20 protein-coding genes are annotated in these 26,156 nt (G+C 68.9%); 8 read left to right on the forward strand and 12 right to left on the reverse strand.

Annotation, left to right across the window (positions count from 1 at the left end; genetic code table 11):
• Positions 1-5 precede the first annotated feature (5 nt).
• The gene (gene petA / locus GGQ59_RS11525; protein ID WP_183818736.1) at positions 6-596 is read right to left on the reverse strand and encodes a ubiquinol-cytochrome c reductase iron-sulfur subunit; all 591 of its coding nucleotides are present in this window, start codon (positions 594-596) and stop codon (positions 6-8) included.
• Between the two features lie 153 nt (positions 597-749).
• Here petA and hemF point away from each other — a divergent pair, with 153 nt between their 5' ends.
• Entirely contained in the window at positions 750-1,631 is an 882-nt protein-coding gene (gene hemF, locus GGQ59_RS11530; RefSeq protein ID WP_183818738.1) for an oxygen-dependent coproporphyrinogen oxidase, read from the forward strand.
• Here hemF and GGQ59_RS11535 read toward each other — a convergent pair.
• The 5 genes from GGQ59_RS11535 to dksA all read right to left on the reverse strand — a co-directional run bounded on the left by GGQ59_RS11535 (position 1,567) and on the right by dksA (position 6,825).
• The gene (locus tag GGQ59_RS11535) at positions 1,567-2,025 is read right to left on the reverse strand and encodes a hypothetical protein (protein ID WP_183818740.1); all 459 of its coding nucleotides are present in this window, start codon (positions 2,023-2,025) and stop codon (positions 1,567-1,569) included. The two genes, hemF and GGQ59_RS11535, sit on opposite strands and share 65 nt — an antisense overlap.
• 43 nt (positions 2,026-2,068) lie before the next feature.
• The gene (locus GGQ59_RS11540; RefSeq protein WP_183818742.1) at positions 2,069-3,541 is read right to left on the reverse strand and encodes an ExeA family protein; all 1,473 of its coding nucleotides are present in this window, start codon (positions 3,539-3,541) and stop codon (positions 2,069-2,071) included.
• A 19-nt stretch (positions 3,542-3,560) separates the two neighbouring features.
• Positions 3,561-5,543: a porin family protein gene (locus GGQ59_RS11545; RefSeq protein WP_183818744.1), complete on the reverse strand. Its 1,983-nt coding sequence runs from the start codon at positions 5,541-5,543 to the stop codon at positions 3,561-3,563.
• 80 nt (positions 5,544-5,623) lie between these two features.
• A complete protein-coding gene (locus tag GGQ59_RS11550) occupies positions 5,624-6,262 on the reverse strand; it encodes an XrtA/PEP-CTERM system exopolysaccharide export protein (RefSeq protein ID WP_183818746.1) in 639 nt (212 codons plus the stop codon).
• A 197-nt stretch (positions 6,263-6,459) separates the two neighbouring features.
• Positions 6,460-6,825: an RNA polymerase-binding protein DksA gene (gene dksA, locus GGQ59_RS11555; RefSeq protein WP_183819062.1), complete on the reverse strand. Its 366-nt coding sequence runs from the start codon at positions 6,823-6,825 to the stop codon at positions 6,460-6,462.
• Between the two features lie 284 nt (positions 6,826-7,109).
• Here dksA and GGQ59_RS11560 point away from each other — a divergent pair, with 284 nt between their 5' ends.
• Positions 7,110-7,628 (forward strand): lysozyme, encoded by a 519-nt coding sequence (locus GGQ59_RS11560; RefSeq protein WP_183818748.1) that lies wholly within the window; start codon positions 7,110-7,112, stop codon positions 7,626-7,628.
• On the opposite strand, the gene GGQ59_RS11565 is transcribed toward GGQ59_RS11560, so the two are convergent.
• Positions 7,556-7,948 (reverse strand): YkgJ family cysteine cluster protein, encoded by a 393-nt coding sequence (locus tag GGQ59_RS11565; RefSeq protein WP_183818750.1) that lies wholly within the window; start codon positions 7,946-7,948, stop codon positions 7,556-7,558. The two genes, GGQ59_RS11560 and GGQ59_RS11565, sit on opposite strands and share 73 nt — an antisense overlap.
• An 85-nt stretch (positions 7,949-8,033) precedes the next feature.
• Between GGQ59_RS11565 and GGQ59_RS11570 the strand changes: the two genes are divergently transcribed.
• Positions 8,034-8,513: an MmcB family DNA repair protein gene (locus GGQ59_RS11570; RefSeq protein ID WP_183818752.1), complete on the forward strand. Its 480-nt coding sequence runs from the start codon at positions 8,034-8,036 to the stop codon at positions 8,511-8,513.
• Between the two features lie 305 nt (positions 8,514-8,818).
• Here GGQ59_RS11570 and GGQ59_RS11575 read toward each other — a convergent pair whose 3' ends face one another.
• The gene (locus tag GGQ59_RS11575) at positions 8,819-9,541 is read right to left on the reverse strand and encodes an HAD family hydrolase (RefSeq protein ID WP_183818755.1); all 723 of its coding nucleotides are present in this window, start codon (positions 9,539-9,541) and stop codon (positions 8,819-8,821) included.
• Positions 9,542-9,583: 42 nt separating this feature from the next.
• The gene (locus tag GGQ59_RS11580; protein ID WP_183818757.1) at positions 9,584-11,770 is read right to left on the reverse strand and encodes a sodium-translocating pyrophosphatase; all 2,187 of its coding nucleotides are present in this window, start codon (positions 11,768-11,770) and stop codon (positions 9,584-9,586) included.
• A 139-nt stretch (positions 11,771-11,909) separates the two neighbouring features.
• Between GGQ59_RS11580 and GGQ59_RS11585 the strand changes: the two genes are divergently transcribed.
• Entirely contained in the window at positions 11,910-13,511 is a 1,602-nt protein-coding gene (locus GGQ59_RS11585; RefSeq protein ID WP_183818759.1) for an amidase, read from the forward strand.
• Positions 13,512-13,517: 6 nt separating this feature from the next.
• On the opposite strand, the gene GGQ59_RS11590 is transcribed toward GGQ59_RS11585, so the two are convergent.
• Positions 13,518-14,507, reverse strand: a complete 990-nt coding sequence (locus GGQ59_RS11590) for an NAD(P)/FAD-dependent oxidoreductase (protein ID WP_183818761.1) — start codon at positions 14,505-14,507, stop codon at positions 13,518-13,520.
• Positions 14,508-14,742: 235 nt separating this feature from the next.
• Between GGQ59_RS11590 and GGQ59_RS11595 the strand changes: the two genes are divergently transcribed.
• Positions 14,743-16,044, forward strand: a complete 1,302-nt coding sequence (locus GGQ59_RS11595; RefSeq protein ID WP_183818763.1) for a hypothetical protein — start codon at positions 14,743-14,745, stop codon at positions 16,042-16,044.
• On the opposite strand, the gene mfd is transcribed toward GGQ59_RS11595, so the two are convergent.
• Together mfd and tpiA are read right to left on the reverse strand one after the other, a co-directional pair.
• The gene (mfd, locus tag GGQ59_RS11600) at positions 16,041-19,532 is read right to left on the reverse strand and encodes a transcription-repair coupling factor (RefSeq protein WP_183818765.1); all 3,492 of its coding nucleotides are present in this window, start codon (positions 19,530-19,532) and stop codon (positions 16,041-16,043) included. The genes GGQ59_RS11595 and mfd overlap by 4 nt on opposite strands.
• Before the next feature lie 114 nt (positions 19,533-19,646).
• On the reverse strand, positions 19,647-20,387 hold the full coding sequence (gene tpiA, locus GGQ59_RS11605) for a triose-phosphate isomerase (protein ID WP_183818767.1): 741 nt from the start codon (positions 20,385-20,387) through the stop codon (positions 19,647-19,649).
• A gap of 125 nt (positions 20,388-20,512) precedes the next feature.
• Between tpiA and GGQ59_RS11610 the strand changes: the two genes are divergently transcribed.
• The 3 genes from GGQ59_RS11610 (at position 20,513) to recG (ending at position 26,135) form a co-directional block, all read left to right on the forward strand.
• Positions 20,513-22,390, forward strand: a complete 1,878-nt coding sequence (locus tag GGQ59_RS11610; protein WP_183818769.1) for a peptidylprolyl isomerase — start codon at positions 20,513-20,515, stop codon at positions 22,388-22,390.
• A complete protein-coding gene (trpE, locus tag GGQ59_RS11615) occupies positions 22,383-23,897 on the forward strand; it encodes an anthranilate synthase component I (protein ID WP_183818771.1) in 1,515 nt (504 codons plus the stop codon). The genes GGQ59_RS11610 and trpE overlap by 8 nt, the downstream gene beginning before the upstream one ends.
• Positions 23,898-24,035: 138 nt before the next feature.
• Positions 24,036-26,135, forward strand: a complete 2,100-nt coding sequence (gene recG, locus GGQ59_RS11620; RefSeq protein WP_183818773.1) for an ATP-dependent DNA helicase RecG — start codon at positions 24,036-24,038, stop codon at positions 26,133-26,135.
• The last annotated feature ends 21 nt before the right edge of the window (positions 26,136-26,156 follow it).

A 26,156-nucleotide genomic window follows, 5' to 3' on the forward strand; every position in this document is an offset into this window, starting at 1 on the left:
GCGCGTTACCCTAGCCTAATGTTGGTGTCGGAGAGGAACTCGAGCGGCGGAACCGCGAGGTTCTGCGGCGCCGGGCCCTTACGGATGCGGCCGAGGCTGTCGTAGTGGCTGCCGTGACAGGGGCAGAACCAGCCGCCGTAATCGCCCCTGTTGTCACCGCTGTCGGTGCCGAGCGGCACGCAGCCCAAATGCGTGCAGACGCCGAGCACGATGACGAAGTTGTTCTGCTGCAGACGGTTCTCGACCGTCGCCTCGCCGGGCATCGCGTCGTTGCGCGATTCGGAATCCTTGAGCGCGGAGATCGGCGTCTCTTCGTCCTCGTTGAGCTCTCGCTCGGTCAGGTGCCGGATGAAGACCGGCTTGCCCTGCCAGACGACCTTGATCGCTTGTCCGGCCTCGACCGCGCCGATGTCGACTTCCTTGGTCGCCAAGGCGCGAACGGCCGCGTCGGGGGCGAGCTGCGTGATCACGGGGATCGCCACGCCGACAACGGCCGCGGCGGCGGTGCCGCCCGCGAGGAGGTGAATAAAGTCGCGGCGTCCCTCGTCGACCTCGATCTCGACGTCGTGGGGGCGGCCTTCCGTCGTGGAACTCATGCGTCTCGTGCCCGTATGGATTTTCCCGGGCGTGTGCCACGCACCGGCTTGGCGGTAAAGGCGAGTTACGCCGGAAAGCGCGCCGGTTCCACTGCGCGAAGCGTCGCGGCGGGAAGTATTGCCGCTCGGACGCGACGCCCCTACCCCGGCACGATGACCGACTGGGCAGACAGGAAGACGCGAGCGCGACGCTGGTTCGAGAGCCTGCGGGACGACCTTTGCGCCGCCTTCGAGGCGATTGAGGAGGAGGCCGAGACGGCTCTCTACGGGGCGGGTACGCCGGCCCGATTCGAACTCACGCCGTGGGACCGCTCGAACGATCCTGCGGTGGAGGCGGGCGGCGGCGTGATGGGCATGCTGCGCGGCAAGGTCTTCGAGAAGGTGGGCATCCACTGCTCGACCGTTCATGGCGAGTTCAGTCCGGAGTTCGCGAAGGCCATTCCCGGCGCGCAGGACGACCCGCGCTTCTGGGCCAGCGGCATCAGCCTGATCGCCCATGCCCGGAATCCGCACGTGCCCGCCGCGCACATGAACACGCGGATGATCGTTACGACCAAGGGCTGGTTCGGGGGCGGCGGCGATCTGAACCCGATGATGGACGCCTATCGGAACGCCGAGCACGAAGACACGCTCGACTTCCATGCTGCGATGAGATCGGCGTGCGACCGGCACGGGCCGGACTACTACGCGCGCTTCTCCGAGGAGTGCGAGCGCTACTTCTGGCTGCCGCACCGGAACGAGGCCCGGGGCGTCGGCGGCATCTTCTACGACCGACACGACACCGGCGACTGGGCGGACGACTTCGCCTTCACCAAGGACGTCGGACGCGCCTTCCTCGACGTCTATCCTCGCCTCGTGCGTCGCCGGATGCATCAGCCCTGGACCGAGGCGGAGCGTGAGCATCAGCTCTTCCGCCGCGGCCGCTATGCCGAGTTCAATCTTCTCTACGACCGCGGCACGACGTTCGGCCTCAAGACCGGAGGGAACGTGGAGTCGATTCTTTCGAGCCTGCCGCCCCTCGCGACCTGGCCCTGAGGCGAACGGCGCCGGCGGCCCCGAGGAGCGAGCCGAACAGGCCTGCGGCCCAGACCCCCCAACCATAGTCCTGGTCGGTCGCGAGGATCAGGATCACGCCGAGGACGCCCGCCGCCCCCGTGACGATCGCGGTGACCCCGCCCCTGCCCCGCAAGGGTTTCACGAGCGCGAGGAGGTGGACCGTCGCGCAGAAGAGCGCGAGGACAGCGACCGTCAGGCTCGTCAGGCCGATCACGCCGCCCTCCGGCAGGCAGAGAGGCGAGGCGTGCCACCGGGCCGATTGCAGGCATCGTCCGACCGGGGAAAGGAGCACGGCGCCGGTCCGTCCCCCCGCCTCCCACGGCGCGAAGAGAGCACTGATCGCGAGGCCGACGGCGAGGAGAAGCCGGATCATCGTTCAGGGCGCCGATAGTCTGGCACCGGACCGGCGATCAGCCTCACGCCTCCTTCGATGCGTTCTCGATGCGCAAGGCATGAAGGCGTTTGGCCTGGCGTTCCAGGTCCTCGTCGATACGATCGCGCCGTGCGCGCCGCCGCGCATCCATCGCATCCGTCTCCCGGCGGATGAGCGCTAGGCTCTCGCGTAGGCTGTCGAGCGCCTCCGTCGTCTCCGCGAGGAAGGACTCGAGTGCGGCGCGGGCCGCTCCGTTGTCCTCCGTCGGTCGAACCTCTTCCGGATCGGCGGCCGCGGCCGGATCTTCCAGCGGCGCGGGACGAGACTCATCGTTGGCCGGCCTCTGAGCGCTGCTCATCAACTCGTCCGGCGACGTGAAGCCCCGCGCCCTTTGATGCGGCATTGCCTGTATCTCGAGGATGGCTGCGTTGATGTCCTTGACGGAGACCGTCCGCCCGCCGGCGCGCGCATCGTCCGGCACCGATGTTCCGCGAGACGGCGCCTTCGCCGTCGGCGCATCCTCTCGGGGCCGCGGCCGTGGCGGGGGTCCGGCCGCCGCCATGCTTCCGAGGCTCGCCGTCAGAAGCGCGAGCGTGCGCTCGGCTTCGGCTTCCTCCTCGGCGCTCGCCGCGGCCTCGACATCCGCCGCTGAAACGGCGTCCGCTAGAGGTTCCCGCCGCTCCCCGGCTTCGACTTCGACTTCGGCCTCGACCTCCGCCGGCTCGGCATCTGACAACGCCGCGTGGACGTCTTCTGCGGTCGCCTGCGACTTTCCATCGAGCGCGAGCTTCATGAGAACTTGCGAGCAGACCGCGTTGATACGCTGGGGGACGCCCTTGGTCTCCCGGTAGATGCTGCCGGCCGCTTCGGGCGTGAAGACGTCCTCGCCGGTCCAGCCGGCGATACGCAGGCGGTGGCGAATGTAGGCCTCCGTGTCCGCCGCGCTGAGCGCCGGCAGGTGGTAGGAGGCGACGACCCGCTGGCGGAACTGTTCCATCTCGGCACGGTAGAGCGCGCTGCGGAGGCTCGTCTGCCCGATTAGGCACAACTGAAGCAGCGCTTCCCCATCATGGGACAGGTTCGAGACGAGGCGCAGCGCTTCGAGCGCGTCGTCGTCCAGGCGTTGCGCCTCGTCGACGAGCAGGGACGCCTTGCGCCCGCGTTCGCGCTCGTCACGCAGGAAGTCGTGGAGCGACCGCATCGGATCCGCGCCTTCGATCGGCTGGCGGTCGAAGGCGGCAAGCACCTGTACCGGCAGCGCTTCGGCCGAGACGGCATCCGGGAGAAGCGTGCCCGCCATCGTTTCGGTCTCGTCGAGGTCCATCAGGAGCCGCTCGACGACGATGGTCTTTCCGACGCCAGGCTCGCCGGTGATCACGACGAAGCCCTCGCCCTGCCGCAGGCCGTAGCGCAGATGCGCCATGGCCCGGCGGTGGGGGTCGCTCTCGTAGTAGAAGCCGACATCGGTGCTCAGTCGGAACGGCGTCCGCTCGAGTCCGAAGTGCTCTTCGATCATGGCTTTCGCCTTCAGGGTTTTAGAACGTCCAGCGGAGGCCGGCGCTCACTGCGTTCTCCTTGTAATCAAGTTGCGTGCCGGTCGAGCTGCGCTCGGCATGGTAGATCTGTCCGGTCGCGGATAGTTGAGGACCGAGCTGCCAGGCCGCGCCGACCGCCCCGAAGATCTGACTGGAGTTGCGGTCCCGGTTGCCTTCGAGGCCGACGATGACGTCCTCGTAGAAGCGGCCGTCGTTCCGCTGATAGCGGGCGTTGGCGTAGGCCGACAGGCGGCGGGATATCTGCCGCCTCACCTGGCCGTTGAGCGAGACGATGCTGTTGCTGTTGTCGTCCGTGCCGCCGCCCAGGCCGAAGAGATCGCTGCCGGTGTAGTTGACGCTCGCCGAGACGCTGGTCCGGCGAAGGAAGTACGTCGCCGAGAGCGAGTATCGGTCGTACGCCCCTGCCCCGGACCCTTGCCGCGTCACGTCGTCGAAGCCGCCCTGGAAGCTGACCGCCTGTTCGAGCAGGCGTTCGGCCGACCCCGCCTGAACGTTCGAGAGCTGATCGAGGACGCGGACGGTGCGGCTGTTGAAGCCGCGGAACCCGCGGAAGGTGCCTTGCGTGCCGGTGTCCAGGCGACGTTCGGCCGACGCCGTCACGTTGATGCGCGCGCTGGGGCGGTAATGGCCCTCGACCTCGAGCAGCGTTCCGCTGAACCGCTCGCCCAGCCGGACCTGGAGGCTGCTTCGCCGGCTCGGGACGGCGGTGAAGCCCACGGTCCACCAGACGCCCGAAAGGCCGCTCTCGGTATTGTCGGTGGGCGGTACTGAATCGACGAACCCCTGCGGGGTCAGTTCGACCGAGACGTCGTCATAGCCGACGCTCGCCGTCGCCGCGAAGACGGAGTTGATCTCGTAGGCGCCTTCGACCTCGGCGGAGAGGCGTTCGATCTTCGACTCCGCGAGGATGTCGCTGCCGCTCTCCTCGGTGCGGTTGGCGACGCCGGTCACGCGGAAGGCAATCTTGTCGAGAAGATCGCCGCTCCGGTACTCGAGGATGCCTTCGTGCGCCGTGCTGTCGTTGGCGTAGTTCTGTCCCTCGTCGACGAGGAAGAGGCGCTCGCCGGTGAAGCGTTCCGACTGGTCCAGGTTCTCGTCCACGACGAAGACACCCGTGTAGCGGTATCGCGCCTCGACCGAGCCGCCTTCGGCCACGTTGCGGAAGATGTACGGGCTCAGCGAGCCGCCCGCGAAGACGATCCGGTTGTCGAGGGCGCCGGAGCTCTCCGCGCTCAGGTTGTTGCGGGTGGACAAGGCCTGCTGCTCGGCGACCGCCGAGGCGTCGACGTAGAAGAGGTCGTCGACGATGCGGGCCGTCGCGGACCCCGCGATGTTCGGCTCGATGAAGACCTCGTCGAGGTCGTTCAAACCGAAGGTCGGCCGGTCCGTGGCGAGGACCCCGTCCGGCAAGGCCACGTTGGGATCGATCGAATCGAGGAGGCGCTGATCGAGCGAGGCCCTGTCGGCGTAGGTGCCGACACGGACGCCGCCGTTCACGACGCCGGTCAGACCGGCGCGTTCGTAGACGGTGGCCCCCCGAAGCGAGGCGCTCAGCACGACGTTGTCGGGCGGCTCGACATCGACGAGTTGGAGGGTCGGGACGAAGTCGATGATCGGCTCGCCGGTCTCCTCGTCGACGACCGGTGCGCCCTCGTCGTCGATACGCGGCACCAGCACGCCGACTGTCGACTCGTCGCCCGTCTCGTCCGCCCGAAGGAAGTAGCGGGCCCGCTGATCGGAAAGGCGCCGGAAGTTGTCCGAGTAGGTGGCCCTGAGGTCGAGGTTCCAGCTCGAGACCAAGTTCCGCCGGGGCGCGGCGGGCACCCGGCGGTTGGGCACGTCCTGGCCCTCGCGGTCAGGCCGGTAGGTGTCTTGCGCCGCCGCCGGAAGGGCGGCGACCGCCAAGCCGCTCGCCGCGCAGAGAAGGGCGCGGCGAGCCGGTCGGTGTCTTCGGGTGGTCATGAGCGTCCCTCTTCTCATCGGTCGCGGCGCACGCGCTCCGGCTCCCCAGCCTTATCGTTAGTCTCGTTCGGATCGTCCGGTCAGAACCGGCTCTCCGGCACGATGATGATGTCGCCGGGCTGAACCGGCACGTTGGCGCTGACGTCGCCGCGCCGCAGCAGGTCGTCGAGGCGAACGCGGTAGGTTTGATCGCCGCGGATCAGCTTCGTCCTGTTGCCCGAGGCGAACTCCGTCAGGCCGCCGACCTGAAGCATCACGTCGAGCACGGTCATGTTGGAGGAGTAGGGCAGCGGCGTCGGCTGCACGACTTCGCCGATGATGCGGACTTGTTGCTGTATGTCGCCGGTCGGCCGGTCGACGATGACCGTCACCTCCGGGTTCTTCACGTACTCCGACAGGACCCCTTCGATGTCGCGGGCAAGCTGGGTCGGCGTCTTGCCGGCGGCCATCATGTCCTCGACCAGCGGCGTCGAGATGCGCCCGTCCGGGCGGACGACGATGTTGGTGCTGAGCTCCGCGGCGCGCCAGACGAAGATCTGGAGCGCGTCGTTGGCGCCGATGAGGTAGTCCGGCGCGAGCTCGACGGCCCCCTCCCCGTCGCCACCCGGCAAGGCGCCGGCACCCGGCGCCTGCGGTCCGATCGGAGCTTGGCAGGCGGCGAGGGCCAGCAGGGCCAGCGCCCCGAATCCGGCTGCGGAAAGGCGAGCTTGAAGCAGCATGATCTCTTCACTCCATTCGCCGCGCGCGCGGGCCCCCGCGCGGTCGCGACCTTGCAAGAAACGGTGACAGGCCCAGCCGGGCCGACCCCTCATATCGGACGATCCTAGGCGGGAAAGACGCCGCACGATAGCGCCCGCCCGACAGGCGCCGCAGCGGCGTGGTCTTCGTTCGCGGATACCGGGCCCGAACCGCCGACCTAGTCGTCGCGGTGGACCTTCTCGCGCTTCTCGTGGCGCTCTTGCGCTTCGAGGCTCAACGTCGCCGTAGGCCGGGCCTCCAGACGCCCGAGCGAGATGGGGTCGCCCGTCTCGTCGCAATAGCCATACTCGCCCGTCTCGATGCGGCGGAGCGCGGCGTCGATCTTCGAGATCAGCTTCCGCTGACGGTCGCGCGTACGCAGTTCCAGCGCGTGGTCCGTCTCCGACGAGGCGCGGTCTGCCGGATCGGCGAGGTGGAGGCTCTGACCCTGAAGATTGCCGATCGTGTCCTTGCTCTCGCGGAGGATGTCCTCACGCCAGGCCAGAAGCTTCTTCTTGAAGTAGTCGAGCTGCCGTTCGTTCATGAACGGCTCGTTGTCGCTCGGTCGATAGTCTACCGTATTCGTCGCCGTCACGTCGATCTCTCCTGCCCTCTCGGCGGTAGGGCAGCGGCCCACGCCACCCCTTACCCGCCCGTCTGCCCCGCGCGGCTGATACCGGCACTGGGGGTCAGGAACAACTCCATACTCTCACGCCAGCGTGTGAAGGAGCCGTGAACGATCGGTAAGCGGAAACGAGACCTTACGGAAAGTTGTCCCCCTCGGCCGCGACGCCGCCATCGTGCCCCCCAGAGTGCCGGGAGGACGCGATGAAGGTGAGTGAGGACGGAAGAGCGCTGATCAGGCGCTTCGAAGGCTTGGCGCTTCGGGCCTATCAGGATGCCGCCGGCGTCTGGACGATCGGCTACGGGCATACGGGCGAGGCCGCGCGGCAGGGCAGCTCGCTGGGAGAGGCCGATGCCGAAGCGCTCCTCCGATCGGACCTCGCGCGCTTCGAAGAGGGCGTCGCCGAACGCCTGCTCGTTCCGGTCGATCAGAATCAGTTCGACGCGCTCGTGTCGCTCGCGTTCAACATTGGGCTGGCCGCCTTCGGCAGGTCGACGGCGCTGCGCCGTCTCAACGCCGGCGACGTGGTCGGCGCGGCGTCCGCCATGACGTGGTGGAACAAGGCGACGGTGGCGGGACGCAAGCGGACTCTGCCCGGACTGGTCCGGCGCCGCGCCGCCGAAGCGGCGCTGTTCCTCTCCGGCCCGGACTACCAGTTGCCGGTCGTCGCCACCCAGTCTGGATCGTCCTGCACCTCGCGCTCGAAGGTCAGGAAGTCGTAGTAACCGCACCTGTTCTGCGCGGGGAAGTCGCGGCAGATCGCCGGTCGCGCTTCGTAGATGCTGCAGCCGCGGGTCTCCGTATCCAGCATTCGGCAGATCGTACCGAAGTGCTCGTCGGGCTTGTGCCGAAGCACGAGCGGGCTCTCCGCGTCACCCTTCCTGACGAAGCGGCGGCGGGCGCCCGCGAAGTCGAGCCCGAAATGCGCCGCGAGCCGGTGGATGTCTTCCTCCGTTACCGGAATGTGCTGGTAGGAGCAGCAATAGGCCGGGCACTTCAGGCAGTCGTAGCGCGCGGCGGGATCGTCATCCGTGGTCGTCATCCGTCCGACTTCCGCTGTGCTGCCACCGAAGGCAAGGCTGATCAGGACGTTGACAAGCGAATCGCTTCTCGCGCTTCATAAGGACATGAACCAAGCCGCCCTCAAGCCCGTTCCGACTGACGACTTGCCCATCGACGCCAGCGCCGCTGCGACCGGACGTCCGGACACGACGCTCGCGCTCACCCGCGGCGTCGCGCGGCTGATGACGCAGATGGGGCTTGCCGTGATCGCCGAGTTCAAGCTCCCGAACGGACGGCGGGCCGACCTCGCCGGGCTGGGGCCGAAGGGCGAACTCGTCATCGTCGAGGTGAAGTCGTGCCGCGCGGACCTGGCCGTAGACACGAAGTGGCCCGAGTACCGGGACTACTGCGACCGTTTCTACTTCGCCGTGAACGAGGTCTTCCCGCTCGAGATGGTCCCGGAAGACGAGGGCCTCATCGTCGCGGACGCGTTCGGCGGCGCGATCCTGCGCGAAGGCGAACTGAGGAAGCTTTCGGGCGCTCGCCGCAAGGCGGTCACCTTGCGTTTCGCCCGTCAGGCGGCCTTCGGTTGCGGTGGTTTCTGACAGGCGAAGGCCGGGTGCGGCGGAATGCCCCCTCTCCCGCTTGTCACGCGTATCGCCTTGGAACGCTTTGGAAAGGGCGTAAGTGAAGCAGTGGCGGCGTCCGTGGCGCTCGTCCTGACGGACTGAGCGCGAGGTCTCTACTCTCTCCCCCGAAGGGGACCTTGGCGGACGCCGCCACCACCGGAACCGAAGTTCCTGAGTGGGAATGTGGGCAGGTACACTCCCCCCGAAGCGCGGCGACATGAGGTTGGGCAGGTGCCGCCACGCGCCACAATCCTAGCACAAACCGTGCCAAGTGAGGACGATTATGTGGCCGCTTCGCGGCGCGATAACAGGTTCGTGAACTCGTCGGTCAGCTGTTCGTGCGTGGCGAAGACACGTTCGGCCCCGGCATCGATTAACGCTTCGGCGTGGTCCGGCAAGCAGTGCCCGCCTCCCGTGAAGCCCCAGACCGTCGCTTCGGCCGCAACCCCCGCCGCCACGCCATGCGCGCTGTCTTCGATGACGAGGCAGCGTTCGGCCGCGACGCCGAGCCTCGTCGCGGCGAAGAGGAATATGTCCGGGGCGGGCTTTCCGTGGCTGACATGGTCCGCCGAGTAGACATGCTGACCGAAGACGGGCCGCAGGCCGTATCGGTCGATCTTGTCGTCCAGAAACGCCTGTCCGGATGACGAGGCGACCGCGATCCGGACGCCGGGAAGCCCTTGCACCATGCGCAGCAGGTCTTCGGTCCCCGTGACCAACGTCATCGTGTGCCGCTTCGCCCGCCGGGTTTCGATCAGCCCGTCGATGAGCTCCTCGAACTCGCGTTCGTCGGCATCGCGTCCGAGGATCTGCCCATAGGCCTCGCGCAGCCCCGCCGCGAAGCGGTCGTAGCGCATGCCGCTGAAGCGACGGATGAAGTCCTCGGTCGTCCAGGCGAAGCCGTGGCCGGACAGGTAGGCGGCCGCGTCCTCGAGTCCGACGACCTCGGAATCGACGAGAACGCCGTCGCAGTCGAAAAGGATCGCATCGAAGGGAAAGCTCATACGGCGGGGGTTAGCAGCCCCCGCCGCGTAAGGAAGCCTCGATCAGGCGCCGAGGCTCGCGAGGTAGGCGAGAAGCAGGAGCGCCACGATGTTCGTGATCTTGATCATCGGGTTCACCGCCGGACCGGCCGTGTCCTTGTAGGGATCGCCGACCGTGTCGCCGGTGACCGCGGCCTTGTGGGCCTCGGACCCCTTACCGCCGTGATTGCCGTCCTCGATGTACTTCTTGGCGTTGTCCCAGGCTCCGCCCCCGGCGGTCATCGACAGCGCGAGGAAGAGGCCGGTGACGATCACGCCCATCAGCATGGCGCCCACCGCGGCGAGCGCGTCCGCCTTCGTCGCGACCGTGCCGACGACGGCGTAGACGACGAGCGGCCCGAGGATCGGCAGGAGGGAGGGTACGATCATCTGCCGGATGGCGGCACCCGTCAGGATGCTGACTGCCCGGGCGTAGTCCGGCTTCACCGTCCGGTCCATGATGCCGGGGTTCTCGCGGAACTGCCGCCGCACCTCCTCGACGATCCGGCTCGCGGCCTTGCCGACCGCCTTCATCGCCATCGCGCCGAAGAGGAAGGGCAGAAGCCCGCCCGCGAAGAGCCCGACGATGACGTAGGGGTTGATCAGCGAGTAGTCCGGCGTGACGCCCTGGAAGAAGGGGTAGCGGTCCGGGTTCGCCGCGAAGTAGCGCAAGTCCTCCGCATAGGCGGCGAAGAGTACGAGCGCGCCGAGCCCCGCCGAGCCGATGGCGTAGCCCTTGGTGACGGCCTTGGTCGTGTTGCCGACCGCGTCGAGCGCGTCCGTCGTGTCGCGGACGGCGCCGTCGAGCTCCGCCATCTCCGCGATGCCGCCGGCGTTATCGGTGACGGGACCGAAGGCGTCGAGCGCGACGATCATGCCCGCGAGCGCCAGCATCGTCGTGACCGCGACGGCGATCCCGTAAAGGCCCGCGAGGCCGAAGGTCGTCATGATGCCCGCGATGATGATCAGCGCCGGCCAGGCGGTCGCCTCCATCGCCACCGCGAGGCCCTGGATGACGTTCGTGCCGTGGCCGGACTCCGAAGCGAGCGCGACCGACCGGACGGGCTTGTAGCGCGTGCCGGTGTAGTACTCCGTCACCCAGACGATCAGGGCTGTCACCACGAGCCCGACGAGCCCGCACAGGAACAGCGACAAGCCGGTGAAGCTCCGCATTCCCTCCCCGTCGGCGGAGACGACGTCATAGGTCTCGCCGAACGGCGTGATCAGCGCCGTGACGATGGCGAGGGCGAGGATCGAGAAGAGGCCAGTGACGATCAACCCCTTGTAGAGCGCGCCCATGACGTTGGTGGACCCGCTCGACAGCTTCACGAAGTAGGTGCCGACGATCGAGGTCAGGATGCAGGATCCGCCGATCGCGAGCGGATAGAGCATGAACCGCTCGACCGCCGTGAAGTCCGAGACCTCGCCGTTCACGCCGAGAAGGATCGTGTCCGCGAAGAGGATGGAGCCGAGAACCATGGTCGCGGCGATCGTCACGACGTAGGTCTCGAAGAGGTCCGCCGCCATGCCGGCGCAGTCCCCGACATTGTCGCCGACATTGTCCGCGATCGTCGCGGCGTTTCGCGGGTCGTCCTCGGGAATGCCGGCCTCGACCTTGCCGACGAGGTCGCCGCCGACATCCGCCCCCTTGGTGAAGATGCCGCCGCCCAGGCGCGCGAAGACCGAGATCAGGCTCGCGCCGAGCGACAGCGCGATCAGGCCGTTGATGACCCGGCGGTCCGCCGGCTCAAGGCCGACCGGCCCCGTCAGGACGAGGAAGAAGACGGAGATGCCGAGAAGGGCGAGGCCCGCGACGAGCATGCCCGTGACGGCGCCCGACTTGAACGCGACGTCGAGGCCGCCTGCGAGCGAACGCGACGCCGCTTCGGTCGTCCGGACGTTCGCGCGGACCGAGATCAGCATGCCGACATAGCCCGCAGCGCCGGAGAGGATCGCGCCGACGGCGAAGCCGGTCGCCGGGATCCAGTCGCGGAAGAAGAAGGCGAGGCCGACGAGGACGACGAGGCCGACGAGGGTGATGGTGGTGTACTGCCGCCCGAGATAGGCCTTGGCGCCCTCTTGGATCGCGCCTGCGATCTCGCGCATCCGTTCGTTGCCTTGCGGCAACGCCATGACCTGCCGTGTGGTCACTACGCCGTAAGCGACCGCGATCAAGCCGGCCAAGATGACCGGCACCAATCCAAACGTCATTCTCGCTCCCTACGGCGCTTGTGCGCCTTTTCTTGAATCGAAGAGAGCGTCGCAGGGGGAAAAGCCGAAAGCAACTGAGCTGCGCTGTGGGACAGCTTGGGGACATGACAAGGTCAGGAAAGCCTGATCAAACGAAGACATGCGATTCATGCTGCGCGCCCTGCCCCCCGCCCTTCTCCTCTCTGCGGCCGCGCTGGCCCAGCAGACGCCCGACGCCCCACAGCTGTCGGCGATCGCGTCCGGCGAGGTGCCGAGCGCCGAGGCGACGCAGTTCTACCTGCGCCGCATCACCGAGCGCGACGGCACCACTCAGGCCGTCCTCGCGCTTAACCCCAACGCGCTTCAGGAGGCGCGGGCCGCGGACGAGGCGGAGGCGGAGGCGGAGGCGCGCGACGCGCCGCTTCACGGGGTTCCGATCCTGATCAAGGACAACATCGAGACCAAGGAACTGCCGACGACGGCGGGCTCCTACGCCCTTAAGGCCAACGCCGCCGGCAGGGACGCGCCCGCCGTCGCGAAGCTGCGGGCAGCGGGCGCCATCGTGCTGGGCAAGACGAACCTGTCCGAGTGGGCGAACTTCCGGTCGAGCGATTCCGTCTCCGGCTGGTCCGGCATGGGCGGGCAGACGCGCAACCCCCATAGCCTCGACCGCACGCCCTGCGGCAGCTCCTCGGGCTCGGGCGCGGCGGTCGCAGCGGGCTACGCCGCAGCCGCGCTCGGGACCGAGACCAATGGTTCGGTCATTTGCCCCGCGAACGCCAACGGCATCGTGGGCTTCAAGCCGACTGTCGGCCTCGTCAGCCGCAGCCGCGTCGTTCCGATCAGCCCGACGCAAGACACGATCGGTCCGATGACCCGCAGCGTCGCGGACGCGGCGTTGCTCCTCGCGGTCATGGCGGGAAGCGATCCGGCCGATGCCGCCACGGCGGAGGCCGACGCGCACCTGCCCCCCGCGGACCTTCCCGCCGATGCCCTTCAGGGTCTGCGCGTCGGCGTCCTTCGGTTCGCCGAGGGGGACGACCCGCGCGTCTCGGCCCTCTTCGAGGACGCGCTCGGCGTGCTGCAGGCGCAAGGCGCCGAGCTGGTCGAGATCGCCGAGTGGACGCCGCCCGACACGCTCTGGGAAGACGAGTTCCTAGTACTGCAGGCCGAGTTCAAGACCGCCCTCGGCGACTACCTCGCGACGACGCCGGAAGCGGTGACCACGCGAACCCTCGCCGACCTCATTGCCTTCAACGCGACGAACGAGGCGCAGGAGCTTCCCCTCTTCGGTCAGGACATCTTCGAGACGTCCGAAGCGACCGGCGGCATGGAAGACGCCGCCTACAAGGAGGCCGTAGCCCGCATGCTGACGGCCGTCAGGCAGAACGGGATCGAGAAGCTCCTCGCCGAGAACGAGGTCGACATCCTCGTGGCGCCGACGGGCGCACCCGCCTTCCTCATCGATCCCATCGCTGGCGACCAGTACGAAGGCGGCATCGGCGCGGGCTGGATGGCGGCGATGGCGGGCACGCCGCACCTGACGGTGCCGATGGGAACGGTGCAGGGGCTTCCCGTCGGTGTCTCCTTCTTAGGCGCGAAGTGGGACGACGGCCGCGTGCTTGCCGCGGGCGCGGACTACGAGGCCGCGAGCGGGAAGATGGTGGCGCCGAGCTTCCGCCGGAGCGCCTTCGAGTCGGACGCGCTGAAAGAGGCCCTTACCCGGGACACGGACCCGGCCGCAGCGCTCAGCTCGGACTGAGGACGATCACCGCAACTCGTCGATGAGCGCGGCACCCAGGCGGTGCCCGCTCACCCAAGCCGATTCCACCCGCGGCGCCACGTGCCAGTCCCCGCAGGTCGCGAGCCGAGCATCGGCGTCGAGGGCGAAGCTTTCGGGCGCCGTCTCATCCACCTGCGCGTATCGCCAGCGGTGGGCGACCGCGTGGACCGGACGGCTCCGCGCCTCGATCAGATCGCAAAGCATATCGGTCAGTTTAGGGACGATGTCCTCCGGCGCCTCCTCGAGGTGCGCGCGTGACCAGTCGGTGCTCGCATGGACGACCCAGCGATGCGCGCCGCCGCGCCCCGGCTTGGACGGCTCGAAGGAGGCGAAGGCGATGTCGTGACCGGACAGAGAGGCGGCATCGAACGGAACCGGCTCCTCTCCCTCGAAGGCGGCCATCAGCGTCCAGGTCGGCGACGATCGCGCTCGCCTCGCCCCTCCCAGAAGGCTGGTCGGACGACCCGTTCCCGCCAAGAGCGCGGCGGTCTGCTCGGCCGGCGTCGCGAAGACGAGCCACTCGGCTTCCCAGGCGCTCTGTCCGTGTTCGCTATAGAGCTGCCACCTGTCTTCCCGCCCCCGAGGCGTCGCGATCCTCAGGCCGAAATGCGCACCGAGCGCTTCGGCCTCGGCCTTGACGAAGGCGTTCATACGCGGCGTACCGACGAAACGGTGGTCGCCGTCATAGGGCGACTCGTTACCGTTCTTTATCCGGACGAAACGGCCGTCCCAGCGGGAGACGTGCCCGGCGTCCCGCCACGCCGAGACGGCCCGCTCGAACCCCTCGTCGCGGACGGTAAAGAACTGCGCGCCATGGTCGAACGAGCCGAAGGGCGTGCGCCGGGTCGAACATCGTCCCCCCGGTCCCCTGCCCTTATCGTAAAGGGCCACGTCGACACCGGCGTCCGACAGGACGCGGCCGCAGGCAAGACCTGCGACGCCGGCGCCGATGATGGCGACCCTCGACCGAATCATTCACCCAACCCTGCACAACGTCCGATGCGAGGATGTAAGGGCGCGCCAGCCGAGGTCAAAAAGACCGCGATCGTGACGCATCCGTGCCGAACTCGGACAGTTCGGCAGGCCGCCTCTTGTTGCGCCGCGGGCGGCCGACAGATAGGCTGTCATGAGGTTTCGCGAAGGAAGATGCGCATGCGAACGCTGACCGGAATGGGCCTGACGACGACCCACCGGCGGGTTCGCTGAGACGATGCCGCGCTTCGAACCGCCCTTCCGACGCATCCTCGACGTACGGCTCACCGAGAGCGGCGCAGAGCCCTCCTTGCGGGCCGCGCTGAACGAAGCGGGCTGCGCCGTGACGCCGTTCGGCATGACCAGTGCCAAGGCGGCGCTGCCCGATGCTTTCGTCGTCGACCTGCGCGGGGCGGAACAACCGCTGGCGCTCATCAACAGGGCGCGGCAGTACGCCGGTGCCACCCCGGTCCTCATCGTGACCGGGCCGAACCCGAATCCGGACATCGCAAGCGCGATCGCACGGCATGGACTGGTTCAAGTCACCAGCGACGTACGGCCCGTCGTCCGCGCGCTCGGTCGCGCCGTGCGCTCCGCCGATATGGCTCGTGAAGCGGGTCTGCGGATCGCCGGACTGACCGCGCTCGAACATCCCCTCGGCCAAGATCACGAGCCGTCCGCCGATCGCCGCGTGGCGCTACTCGCCTCTCCGGGACCGCTGGCGCTCGAGACGCTCTACGTCCTGCGTCCCGCCTTCGGTTGCGACGGCGTGCTGACGCGGGCGCAAGCGCTCCGCGCGCTCGAGGCGGGCGACGCGGGCGCGCTCGTCATCGTCGCAGGCCAGTTGCGCCGCGACTCGGCCGCCCTCATTCGGCTCGTCAGGCGCCAAAGCGTCCTGCGGGATGTCCCGATCCTGGTGGTCGAACGGCGCAGGACCGCGCGGCACGTCGCCTACTGGATGCGCAACGGTGCCGATGCCTGCCTCCTGCCCGAGGAAGGCGATCTCCTGGAGGCGTTGATCGAAGGCGGCCTGCGGAGGCGCGCGATGAACCGTCGCCTGACGGGGCTCCTGGCGCGTACCGTCCTTTCCGATACCGGCGCCGAGTCGCGGATCGTCGGCTCCTGCCTCTTCGACGCCTGCCTGACCGAGCGCTGCCGCCGCGGCGCCGCCCCCTTTTCGATCGGCGCGATCCGCCTGACGCCGCCGCCGAACGTACCGGTCGAGATCGCCGAGCCGGCCCTCTCGGAGGCCGCGAGCTACCTCTCCTTCGGCGTCGGTCCCGAAGACCTCATGGCCCGCCCGGCACCGGACCTCTTCCTCTTCCAAGTCAGCGGCGCCGAGGCGCTCGGCGCCGAGCGCGCCATGCGCGAGCTCGCGACGCTGATCGGCGACCTCAAGTTCGGCGACGAGGACGCGTTCACCACCTTCGACACGAGGGCAACCGCCGTCGCCTGGCGCGCGACCGATCAGCCGGAGACCCTTATCGCCCGCGCGCTGCGGACGCTCGATGCGGCGGCGCGGGTCCGTCAGCCCGCCTAGGCACCGGCCTCCGCCACCTCGACCAGGATGTTCAGTACGCGTCGGCAGCCCTTCAGGCGCGCCTTCTCGTCCGGCCACTCCTGCTTGAAGACGAGCTTCTGATCGGGCCGCAGCTTCATGTCGTAGGGCGTGGTCGAGAGGTACTGAACGAGCCCCCCCGGATTGGGGAAGGTGTCGCGGAAGGTGACGACCGCGCCCTTCGCGCCCGCGTCGATCTTGGCCACGCAGGCCTTCCGGCAGAGCGCCTTGATGCCGACGATCTGCAACAGCTGTTCGGCTTCCTTCGGCAGCGGGCCGAACCGGTCGATGAGCTCCGCGCCGAAGGCCTCGATCTCGTCCTGGGCGGTCAGGTCCGACAAGCGACGATAGAGCGACATGCGTACGTCGAGGTCGGCGACGAAGGTTTCCGGGATCAGGACCGCCGTGCCGATGTTGATGGAGGGCGACCAGGTCTCCTCGGACGCCTCGCCCCCCTCCTTCATCTCGGCCACGGCCTCTTCGAGCATGTGCTGGTAGAGCTCGACGCCGACCTCCTTGACCGTGCCCGACTGCTCCTCGCCGAGAAGGTTGCCCGCCCCGCGGATGTCGAGGTCGTGGCTGGCGAGCGTGAAGCCGGCGCCCAGCGTGTCGAGCGACTGGAGGACCTTGAGGCGCCGCTGCGCGCCGTCGGTCATCTTCTTGCGCGGGCTCGTCGTCAGGTACGCGTAGGCGCGCTGCTTCGCCCGGCCGACGCGGCCCCTGATCTGATAGAGCTGGGCCAGGCCGAACATGTCCGCACGGTGAACGATCAGCGTGTTCGCCGTCGGCACGTCTATCCCGCTCTCGATGATGGTGGTCGCGAGCAGGACGTCGAACTTGCCGTCGTAGAAGGCGTTCATGATGTCCTCTAGCTCGCCCGCGGCCATCTGTCCGTGCGCGACGCGGAACTTCACCTCCGGCACCTGCGCGGTCAGGAACTCGGCCACCCCGTCGAGGTCCGAGACGCGCGGGCAGACGTAGAAGCTCTGCCCGCCGCGATAGTGCTCGCGCAGCAGCGTCTCGCGCGCGACCACGGGGTCGAACGGCCCGATGGTCGTCCGCACGGCGAGGCGGTCGACGGGCGGCGTCGCGATCAGCGAGAGGTCGCGGATACCCGTCATCGACAGCTGCAGCGTCCGCGGGATCGGCGTCGCCGTCAGCGTCAGGACGTGCGTGTCGCCGCGATACTCCTTCAAACGCTCCTTGTGCTTCACGCCGAAGTGCTGCTCCTCGTCGATGATGAGAAGGCCGAGGTCGCGGAAGGAGACGGTCTTGGCGAGCAGCGCGTGCGTGCCGATGACGACGTCGACCGTACCCTCCTTCAAACCCTTGCGCGTCTCGGACGCCTCCTTGGACGAGACGAACCGCGACAGCTGGCGGACGTTGAGCGGGAAGCCGCCGAAGCGCTCGGCGAAGTTGCGGTAGTGCTGACGGACGAGCAGCGTCGTCGGCGCGACCAGCGCGACCTGCCGCCCGTTCATCGCCGCGACGAACGCGGCGCGCAGCGCGACCTCGGTCTTGCCGAAGCCGACGTCGCCGCAGATGAGGCGGTCCATCGGGTGCCCTGCAGAGAGGTCGGAGAGCACGTCGTCGATGGCGTTGAGCTGGTCCTCCGTCTCCGCATACGGAAAGCGGGCGCAGAACTCGTCATAGGCGCCGGACGGCGGGGACAGGATCTCCGCCTTCTTCGCGGCGCGCTTCGCGGCGATGCCGATCAGCTGATCGGCCATCATGCGAACGCGTTCACGCATCTTCTCCTTGCGCACCTGCCAGGACGCCCCGCCGAGCTTGTCGAGCGGGTGGTTCGGATCGTCGGAGCCGAAGCGGGAGAGCAGCTCGATGTTCTCGACCGGCAGGAACAACCTGCCGCCGTGATATTCCAGGATCAGGCAGTCATGCGGCGCGCCCTGAACCTCCAGGGTCTTGAGGCCCGCATAGCGCGCGACGCCCTGCTGGATGTGAACGACGAGGTCGCCGACCGAGAGCGACGACGCTTCGGTCAGAAAGTTCTCCGCCCGCTTCGCCTTCGTCCGACGGACAAGCCTGTCGCCCAAAATGTCCTGCTCGGCGACGACGCAAAGCTTGTCGGTCTCGAAGCCCCGTTCGAGGCCGAGGACCATGACCGGCACGCGGTTCGGGTCGTCGACCTTCACCCCCGACCAGGACGGCGCCATCCAGAGGCCTGAGACGTCGTGATCGGCGAGGACGGACCGCATGCGTTCGGCGGACCCTTCGGTCCAGCCCGCGACCACGACCTTCTTCTCGCGGCGCTTCTCGGCGATGTGCTTTGCGACCGCGTCGAAGACGTTGAGGTTCGCCGCCCGCTCCGCCGCGAAGCTGCGCCCTTGCTTCGCGCCGAAGTCGAAGGCGCGCTGGTTCTCGGGCGGCGAGAAGGGCGTGAGCGGACGAAGCTTCGCCTCGGTCAGCTTGCCGGCGTACTCCTTCCGCGAAAGGTAGAGCGCATCGGGCGGCAGCGGGCGGTAGGGCACGACGTCCATCGCCCCCTTCCCTTCCTTCGCCTGCGCGTCCTCGGCCCGCGCGTCGTAGTAGTCCTTGATCTGCGCGAAGCGTTCCTCCGTCGCCTCGTCCGCGAGGTGATCGGTGAAGACGAGCGCGTCCTCGAGGTAGTCGAAGATCGTCCCGAGCCCTTCGTAGAAGAGCGGCAGCCAGTGCTCCATCCCCGCCTGGCGCCGCTGCGCCGTCACCGCCTCGTAGACCGGGTCGTCGCCCGGCGCGCCGAAGCGGGCGAGGTAGTTCGTGCGGAACCGGCTCGCCGTCTCGTCCGTCAGCAGCACCTCGGAGGCGGCGGCGAGGTCGATCGACGGCTTCTGCGCCGTCGTCATCTGCGTGACGGGATCGAAGCTGCGGATCGATTCGAGCGTGTCGCCGAAGAAGTCGAGCCGCAGCGGCTCGGGCGAGCCCGGCGGGAAGAGGTCGATCAGCCCGCCCCTGACGGCGAAGTCGCCGGGCTCGCGCACCGTCGAGGCGCGGGCGTAGCCGTTCGCGGCGAGGTAGGCGATCAGGTCGTCCGTCTCGACGCTCGCGCCGGGCTTGGCCGAGAACGAGGCCGTACGGATCATCTCGCGCGCGGGCACGCGCTGCGTCGCCGCGTTGATCGTGGTGACGATGACCAGCCGCTCGCCCTTCTTCCGCCCTGCGAGGGCCGACAGCGCCGCCATGCGCTTCGCGACCACGTCCGGGCTCGGGCTCATCCGGTCGTAAGGAAGGCAGTCCCAGGCGGGCAGCTGCATCACCGGCACGTTCGGCGCGAAGAAGCGCGCCCCCGCCGTCATCGCCGCCGCCCGGCCTGCGTCCCGCGCGATGACGCAGGTGACTCCGGCATGGGCCTGCGCGGCCTCGGCGACGGCCAGCGCGTCCGCCCCCTCCGGCGCCCCGTAGACGGTGACCGCCTCGTCGGCGCTCCACGCGGTCTTGGCGGGGATGATCGGGGTCAGGGTCGAAACGGCCATAGGTCCACGCGGAAAGAACGCGGCGGCCGAACGGTCGCCACGCGAGGAGAGAGAAGGCCGGAGTTAAGTGCCGCTGGCGTTCGAGGCAACGCGGTCGCGTCGCCGCATGCGAGGTCAGCCGTGATCGGTCCAGCGCGCCGAGATGATCTCGTGGAAGTCTTCCGCCTTCAGGCTCGCCCCGCCGATCAGCGCGCCGTCGACGTTCGGGATCGACAAGATGCCGCCCGCGTTCTTGCCCTTCACCGACCCGCCATAGAGGATCGGCGTGTCCGGCCCCACGGTCTTCCGGATGCGCGCATGAATCGCCTCGATGTGCGAGGGCCGGGGCACGACGCCCGTCCCCACCGCCCAGATCGGCTCGTAGGCGGTGACGAAACGCCCGCCAGAGATTCCGATATTGGGCATAGCGACCTCGATTTGAGAGCCGACCACGGCTTCGGCCCGGCCCGCCTCGTGGTCCTCGGGCTTCTCACCGACGCAGATTATCGGCGTTAGCCCCGCCCGAAGCGCCGCTTCGGCCTTCGCACGGACGAGCGCACTGCGCTCACCATGGTCCTGACGCCGCTCGGAGTGGCCGACGATGCACCATTTGGCGCCCGCATCGGCCAGCATCTCCGCGCTCACCTCGCCCGTATGCGCGCCGGACGGGCGGATGTGACAGTTCTGGCCGCCGAGTTCGATTCCTGCGGCCGCCGCCTCCTCGACGAGGCAACCCAGCAGCGTCGCGGGGGGGCAGACGACGACGTCGGCGCGTTTCCGATCGTCCGGCGTAAGCAGTTCGCCCAACCGCGTGATCTCCTTCTCCGCTCCCCTGAGCCCGTTCATCTTCCAATTGCCGACGATCAGCCGTCTCATCCACCATCTCCCTGCCCCGGCGTCGCTCGGCGGAGCGCTCGGGGCTCCCGCTCTTGCCAAGGACGGGCCGCTTAGCCAAACCCGACGCTCACCGTTCGGCTACGCGGCACGCCGCTCAAGGGGTCATGCTCAGCACCTTCCGCAACATGCTCAATGGGGTCGGCGCCTGGATCGTCGGCGGCCTCCTCGTCCTCGCCTTCGCCTTCTTCGGCGTACCGCGGCTCGACAACTTCCGGGCTCAGTCGGCGCTCAAGGTCGGCGACCGAAGCTTCAGCGCGCAGGCCGTGGACGCGGCGTTCCAGCGGCGCCTCTCGCGGGCGCAGGCCGAGGCGCAGGCGCAGGGCCAAACCGTGCCTTCGCGGCAGGACGCCATCGGCGCGGGTCTGCTCGACTCGACCTTGCAGGAGATGACGACCGCCGCCCTCATCACCGAGGAGGCCGACCGTCTCGGCCTGACCGCGACGGATGCGATGGTGCAACGGGCCGTGCGCGAGTCCGGCGCCTTCAACGACCCGGAGACCGGCGAGTTCTCGGCGCAGCGCTTGGCCCTCGCACTCAATCAGAGCGGAATCGCGCCGTCCGAGTTCCGTGACGATGTGCGCGAGGACATCATTCGCAGCCAGATCGCCGGCGCCATCTCTGCGGCGGCGAGCGCGCCTGACGGCATGACCGGCTACCTCCTCTTGCGGCAAGCGGAAGAGCGGACGGTCCGAACCGCCGTCATCACGGCCGAGGCCCCGGCCGAGGCGGACGAGGCGGCGCTGCGCGCCTACTACGATGCGCATACCGCCAGCTATCAGCGGCCCGAATATCGGCGCTACCGCGCTCTGCTGATCGACGAAGCGAGCATCGCCGATCAGATCGAAGTGTCGGACGAGGACGTCCGCGCGCTCTACGAAGCTCGCCGCGAAGGTCTGGCCTCGCCGGAGACCCGCACCTTCCGCCAAGCCCGTTTCCGCGATGAGGCGACGGCGGAGACGGCCGCCGAACGCATCCGGGGCGGAGAGGCGTTCGACACGGTCGCGGCCGAACTGGGCGTGACGGTCTCTCCGGCCGAGACCCGCCGGCGGGGCGAAGTCGTCGACGAGGCGGTCCGCGACGCCGTCTTCACGGCCGACGCGCCCGGCCTCGTCGGCCCCATCGATGGCGTGTTCGGGACCGTTCTCGCCGACCTCCAGGCCATCGAAGCGGGGTCGACGACGAGCTTCGAAGACAGCGAAGCCGAGCTGCGGCAAGAACTGCGCGACGAGGATTCCCGGCGCGCCTTCATCCAGGCCGTCGAAGACGTCGAGTCGGCCTTCGACGAGGGCGCGACCCTCGAAGAGGCGGCTTCCGCGGCCGGCTTGGCCGCACCTCGGACCTACGGGCCCGTCGATGCCGACCTCTTCACGCCCGAAGGGGCGATCGAGGACGCCCCCGGCGCCGTGCAGCGAACCGCCTTCACGATCGAGGAAGGCGAGCTTTCCGAAGCCATCGACCTCGATGAGGGCGGCTACGCCTTCGTCACCGTCGACGAGGTACAGCCCGAGGCGACCAGGCCCTTCGAGGAGGTGCGGGAGGAAGTCGCCGCCGATCAGCGCGAGGAAGCCGCCCGGACGGCGCTGCGCACCGCGGTCGAGGCGTTCCAAGCCCGCGTCGCTGGCGGAGAGGCGTTCGAGGACGCGGCCCAAGCGATCGGCTCGGACGTGCAGACCCGAAGCTTCTCCGTCGCGCGGCCCGACCCGTCGCTTCCTCCGGCCTTCCTGAGAGCGCTCTTCCTCGCCGACCTGGGCACGGTCGTCGCGGAGCCGACCGCGACGGGCGACAGCGCGGTCGTCGCGGTGGTGGACGAGGTGCGGTTCGGGGCCGACCCGACCGGTGGGGCCCTGCGCGACGCCGCGCGCGAACAACTCGGTCAGAGCCTCACGGAGGAGCTGATCGAAGCCTACCTAGAGGCGCTTCGCGACGAGTTCGGTGTGCGCCGCAACGACGCCGCACTCGCGGTCCAGTTCGGCGATGGATGACGGCGTTCACGCCCCCGCGCCGGGCTTCTCGGCCTTCGCGGCGGCCTATGACGAAGGACGCCCGCAACTCGTCTATCGCCGGACGGCGGGCGATCTCGACACGCCGGTCTCGGCCTATCTAAAGCTGTCCGCGGGCCGGAAGGACACCTTCCTCCTCGAATCCGTCGAGGGCGGAGAAAACCTCGGTCGCTACTCCTTCATAGGCTTGCTGCCGGACCTCGTCTGGCAGGCTCACGGAAACCAGGCAGCCATCAACCGGCGCCCGCAGCAGTCCCCGGACGCCTTCGAACCGGAGGCGCTCGGAACGCTCGCCTCCCTCGATAGGCTTCTGACCGAGTCGCGGATCGACGTGCCCGCCGAACTCGCGTCACGCCTGCCGCCCATGGCGGCAGGGGTCTTCGGCTACTTCGGCTACGACTTCGTTCGCCTCGTCGAACGGCTCCCGAACAGGCCGCACGACGAACTCGGCCTGCCAGACGGCTACTTCGTCCGCCCGACCCTGCTCGCGATCTTCGACAACGTCCGCCACGAGGTCGTGCTGATCACGCCCGTGCGGCCCCGGCCCGGCCTCGGCGCGAAGCAGGCTTACGACGAGGCGTCGGACCTGCTTTCGAACGCCCTCGGCGTCCTCGCCGGGCCGGTGCCCGAACGCGCCGGGCCACCGGACGAGGTTCCTCGCTTCGCCTCGAACCTCACGGCGGCGGAGTACGCCGACATGGTCGCGCGGGCGAAGGAGTACATCCGGGCGGGCGACATCTTTCAGGTCGTGCTCAGCCAACGCTTCAGCGCCGCGCTGCCGGGCGACCCCTTCGCCGCCTACCGGGCGCTGCGCAGGCTGAACCCGTCTCCGTTCCTCTTCCATCTCGACTTCCGCCCGGCGACCCTCTTCGGCGCGAGCCCGGAGATCCTCGTCCGCGTACGCGACGGCGAGGTCACCATCCGCCCGATCGCCGGCACGCGGCCACGCGGAAAGACGCCGCAGGAGGACAAGGCGCTCGAAGCTGAACTGCTCGCGGACCCGAAGGAGCGGGCGGAGCACCTCATGCTCCTCGACCTCGGACGCAACGATGTCGGCCGCGCGGCGGAGATCGGCAGCGTGACGCCGACCGAGACCTTCACCATCGAGCGCTACAGCCACGTCATGCACATCGTATCGAACGTGACCGGCAAGCTGAGAGAAGACCTACGCCCGCTCGACGCCCTCGCCGCCGGCTTCCCCGCTGGCACGTTGACCGGGGCGCCGAAGATTCGCGCCATGCAGATCATCGACGAGCTCGAGCCTGTCAGCCGCGGCCCCTATGGCGGCTGCATCGGCTACTTCGCCGCGGACGGCAGCGTCGACACCTGCATCGGCCTGAGGATGGCCATCGTGAAGGACGGCCAGGTACACGTCCAAGCGGGGGCCGGCATCGTCGCGGAGTCCGATCCCGCGTCCGAGCAGGCCGAATGCGAAGCCAAGGCGGGCGCCCTCATCGAAGCCGTCCGCCGCGCGGCAGCGGGCGGATGATCCGAGCAGGCGCAGCGAGGGTGTGACGGGCTCGAGAGCGAGGGCCTGTTCTGAGCCGCTACGATTCGGGCCTGCCTCATAGGGAGAGGCGAAGCACGAAGACGTGCATTCCCCCCCGCACCACCATAAACCGTCCCTGTGCGCCCCACCGTCCTCAACCCCCTCTTCGCGGACATCACCGCCCTGCCGAAGATCGGCCCGAAGCTCGCGGCCCTGATCGGCAAGGTCGCGGGCGCGCGCGTCGTGGACCTCCTCTTCACGCTGCCCGTCGGCCTCATCGACCGCTCCTACCGTCCGACCATCGCCATGGCGGAGGAGGACCGCCTCGCGACGATCGAGGTGACGGTGGACCGCCACGACCCCCCGCCGCAGGGCAAGCTCAACGTCCCCTGGCGGGTCCTCTGCTCGGACGAAACGGGCTTCCTCACCCTCGTCTTCTTCCGCGCCAAGGGCGATTGGATCCGCGAGCAGCTGCCCGAGGGCGAGCGCCGCCTCGTCTCGGGCCGCGTCGAATCCTACGGCAGCCAGCGCCAGATGGCGCACCCCGACCTGATCCTCCCTGTGAACGGTGACGCCGAGCTGCCCCCCGCGGAACCCGTCTACCCGCTGACCGCCGGGCTCACCTCCAAGGTCATGCGCCGCGCGGCCAGCGCCGCGCTGGACCGTGCGCCGAAGCTCGATGAGTGGCAGCGCCCCGATGTCCTTCATGCCCGCGCCTGGCCGAGCTGGCACGAGGCGCTGACCCGCGTGCACAACCCCGAGGACAAGGGCGACCTCAACCCGCAGAGCGTCGCGCGCCAGCGCCTCGCCTATGACGAGCTCCTCTCGAACCAGCTCGCCCTCGCCCTCATCCGCCACCGCCGCACCGAGCGCCCAGGGCGCCGGACGACCGGCGACGGCCACCTGACGAACGACGTCCGCGCCGCCCTGCCCTTCGCCCTCACCGGCGCGCAGGAAGAAGCCCTCAAGGAAGTCCTCGCCGACATGGCCGCCCCCTCCCGCATGGTCCGCCTCGTCCAGGGGGACGTCGGCTCCGGCAAGACCGTGGTCGCCTTGATGGCCATGCTGACCGCGGTCGAGGCGGGCGCCCAGGCCGCGATCATGGCGCCGACCGAGATCCTCGCGCGCCAGCACTTCGAGACGATCAAACCCTTGTGCGACGCCGCCGACGTCGCCTGCGAGCTCATCACCGGCCGTGACAGGGGCCAGGAGCGCGCGGCCAAACGCGCCGGCGTCGCCAAGGGCTACGTCAAGGTCGTGGTCGGCACGCACGCGCTGTTCTCGGACGACGTCGCCTTCGACGACCTCGCCCTCGTCGTCGTGGACGAGCAGCATCGCTTCGGCGTGCACCAGCGCCTCGCGCTGCAGGAGAAGGGCCCGCGCGCCGACCTCCTCGTCATGACCGCGACGCCGATCCCCCGCACCCTCGCGCTCACCACTTATGGAGACATGGAGGTCTCGACGATCGGCGAGAAGCCGCCGGGGCGAAAGCCCGTCGACACCCGTGCCGTCCCCCTCGCCCGCCTGGATCAGGTCACCGAAGGCATCGGCCGCGCCATCTTGCGCGGGGAGCAAGCCTACTGGGTCTGCCCGCTCGTCGAGGCGAACGACATGCTCGACCAGACGGCGGCCGAGGAACGCTACGAGGCCCTCGCCGCCCGCTTTCCAGGGCAAGTCGGCCTCGTCCACGGCAAGATGAAGGGCCCGCAGAAGGACGCCGTGGTCGAGGCGTTCTATCGCGGCGAGATCAAGCTCCTCGTTGCGACGACCGTGATCGAGGTCGGCGTCAACGCGCCGGACGCCACCGTCATCGTCATCGAGCACGCTGAGCGCTTCGGCCTCGCACAGCTTCATCAGCTTAGGGGCCGCGTCGGCCGTGGCGACAAGCCCGCCACCTGCATCCTCCTCTACAAGGCGGGCGAAGGCGGAAAGCTCGGCGACACGGCGAAGGCCCGGCTGAACGTCCTCCGGGAGACCGAGGACGGCTTCGTCATCGCCGAGCAGGACCTCGCGCTGCGGGGCGCGGGCGACGCCCTCGGCACGGCCCAGTCGGGCTTCCCCCAGTTCCGCGTCGCCGACGTCGCCGACCATGCGGAGCTCCTTCAGGTCGCCCGCGACGACGCGCAGCTCGTCGTCCAGACCGACCCCGAGCTTCAGACCGAACGCGGCGAGGCGCTGCGGACGCTCCTCTACCTCTTCGGCCAGAACGACGCGGTGAAGCTGCTCCGGTCGGGGTGACGGGGCCGCAATCCTTTTCAA

It is taken from the genome of Parvularcula dongshanensis, assembly GCF_014199615.1.
Taxonomy (GTDB): Bacteria; Pseudomonadota; Alphaproteobacteria; order Caulobacterales; family Parvularculaceae; genus Parvularcula; species Parvularcula dongshanensis.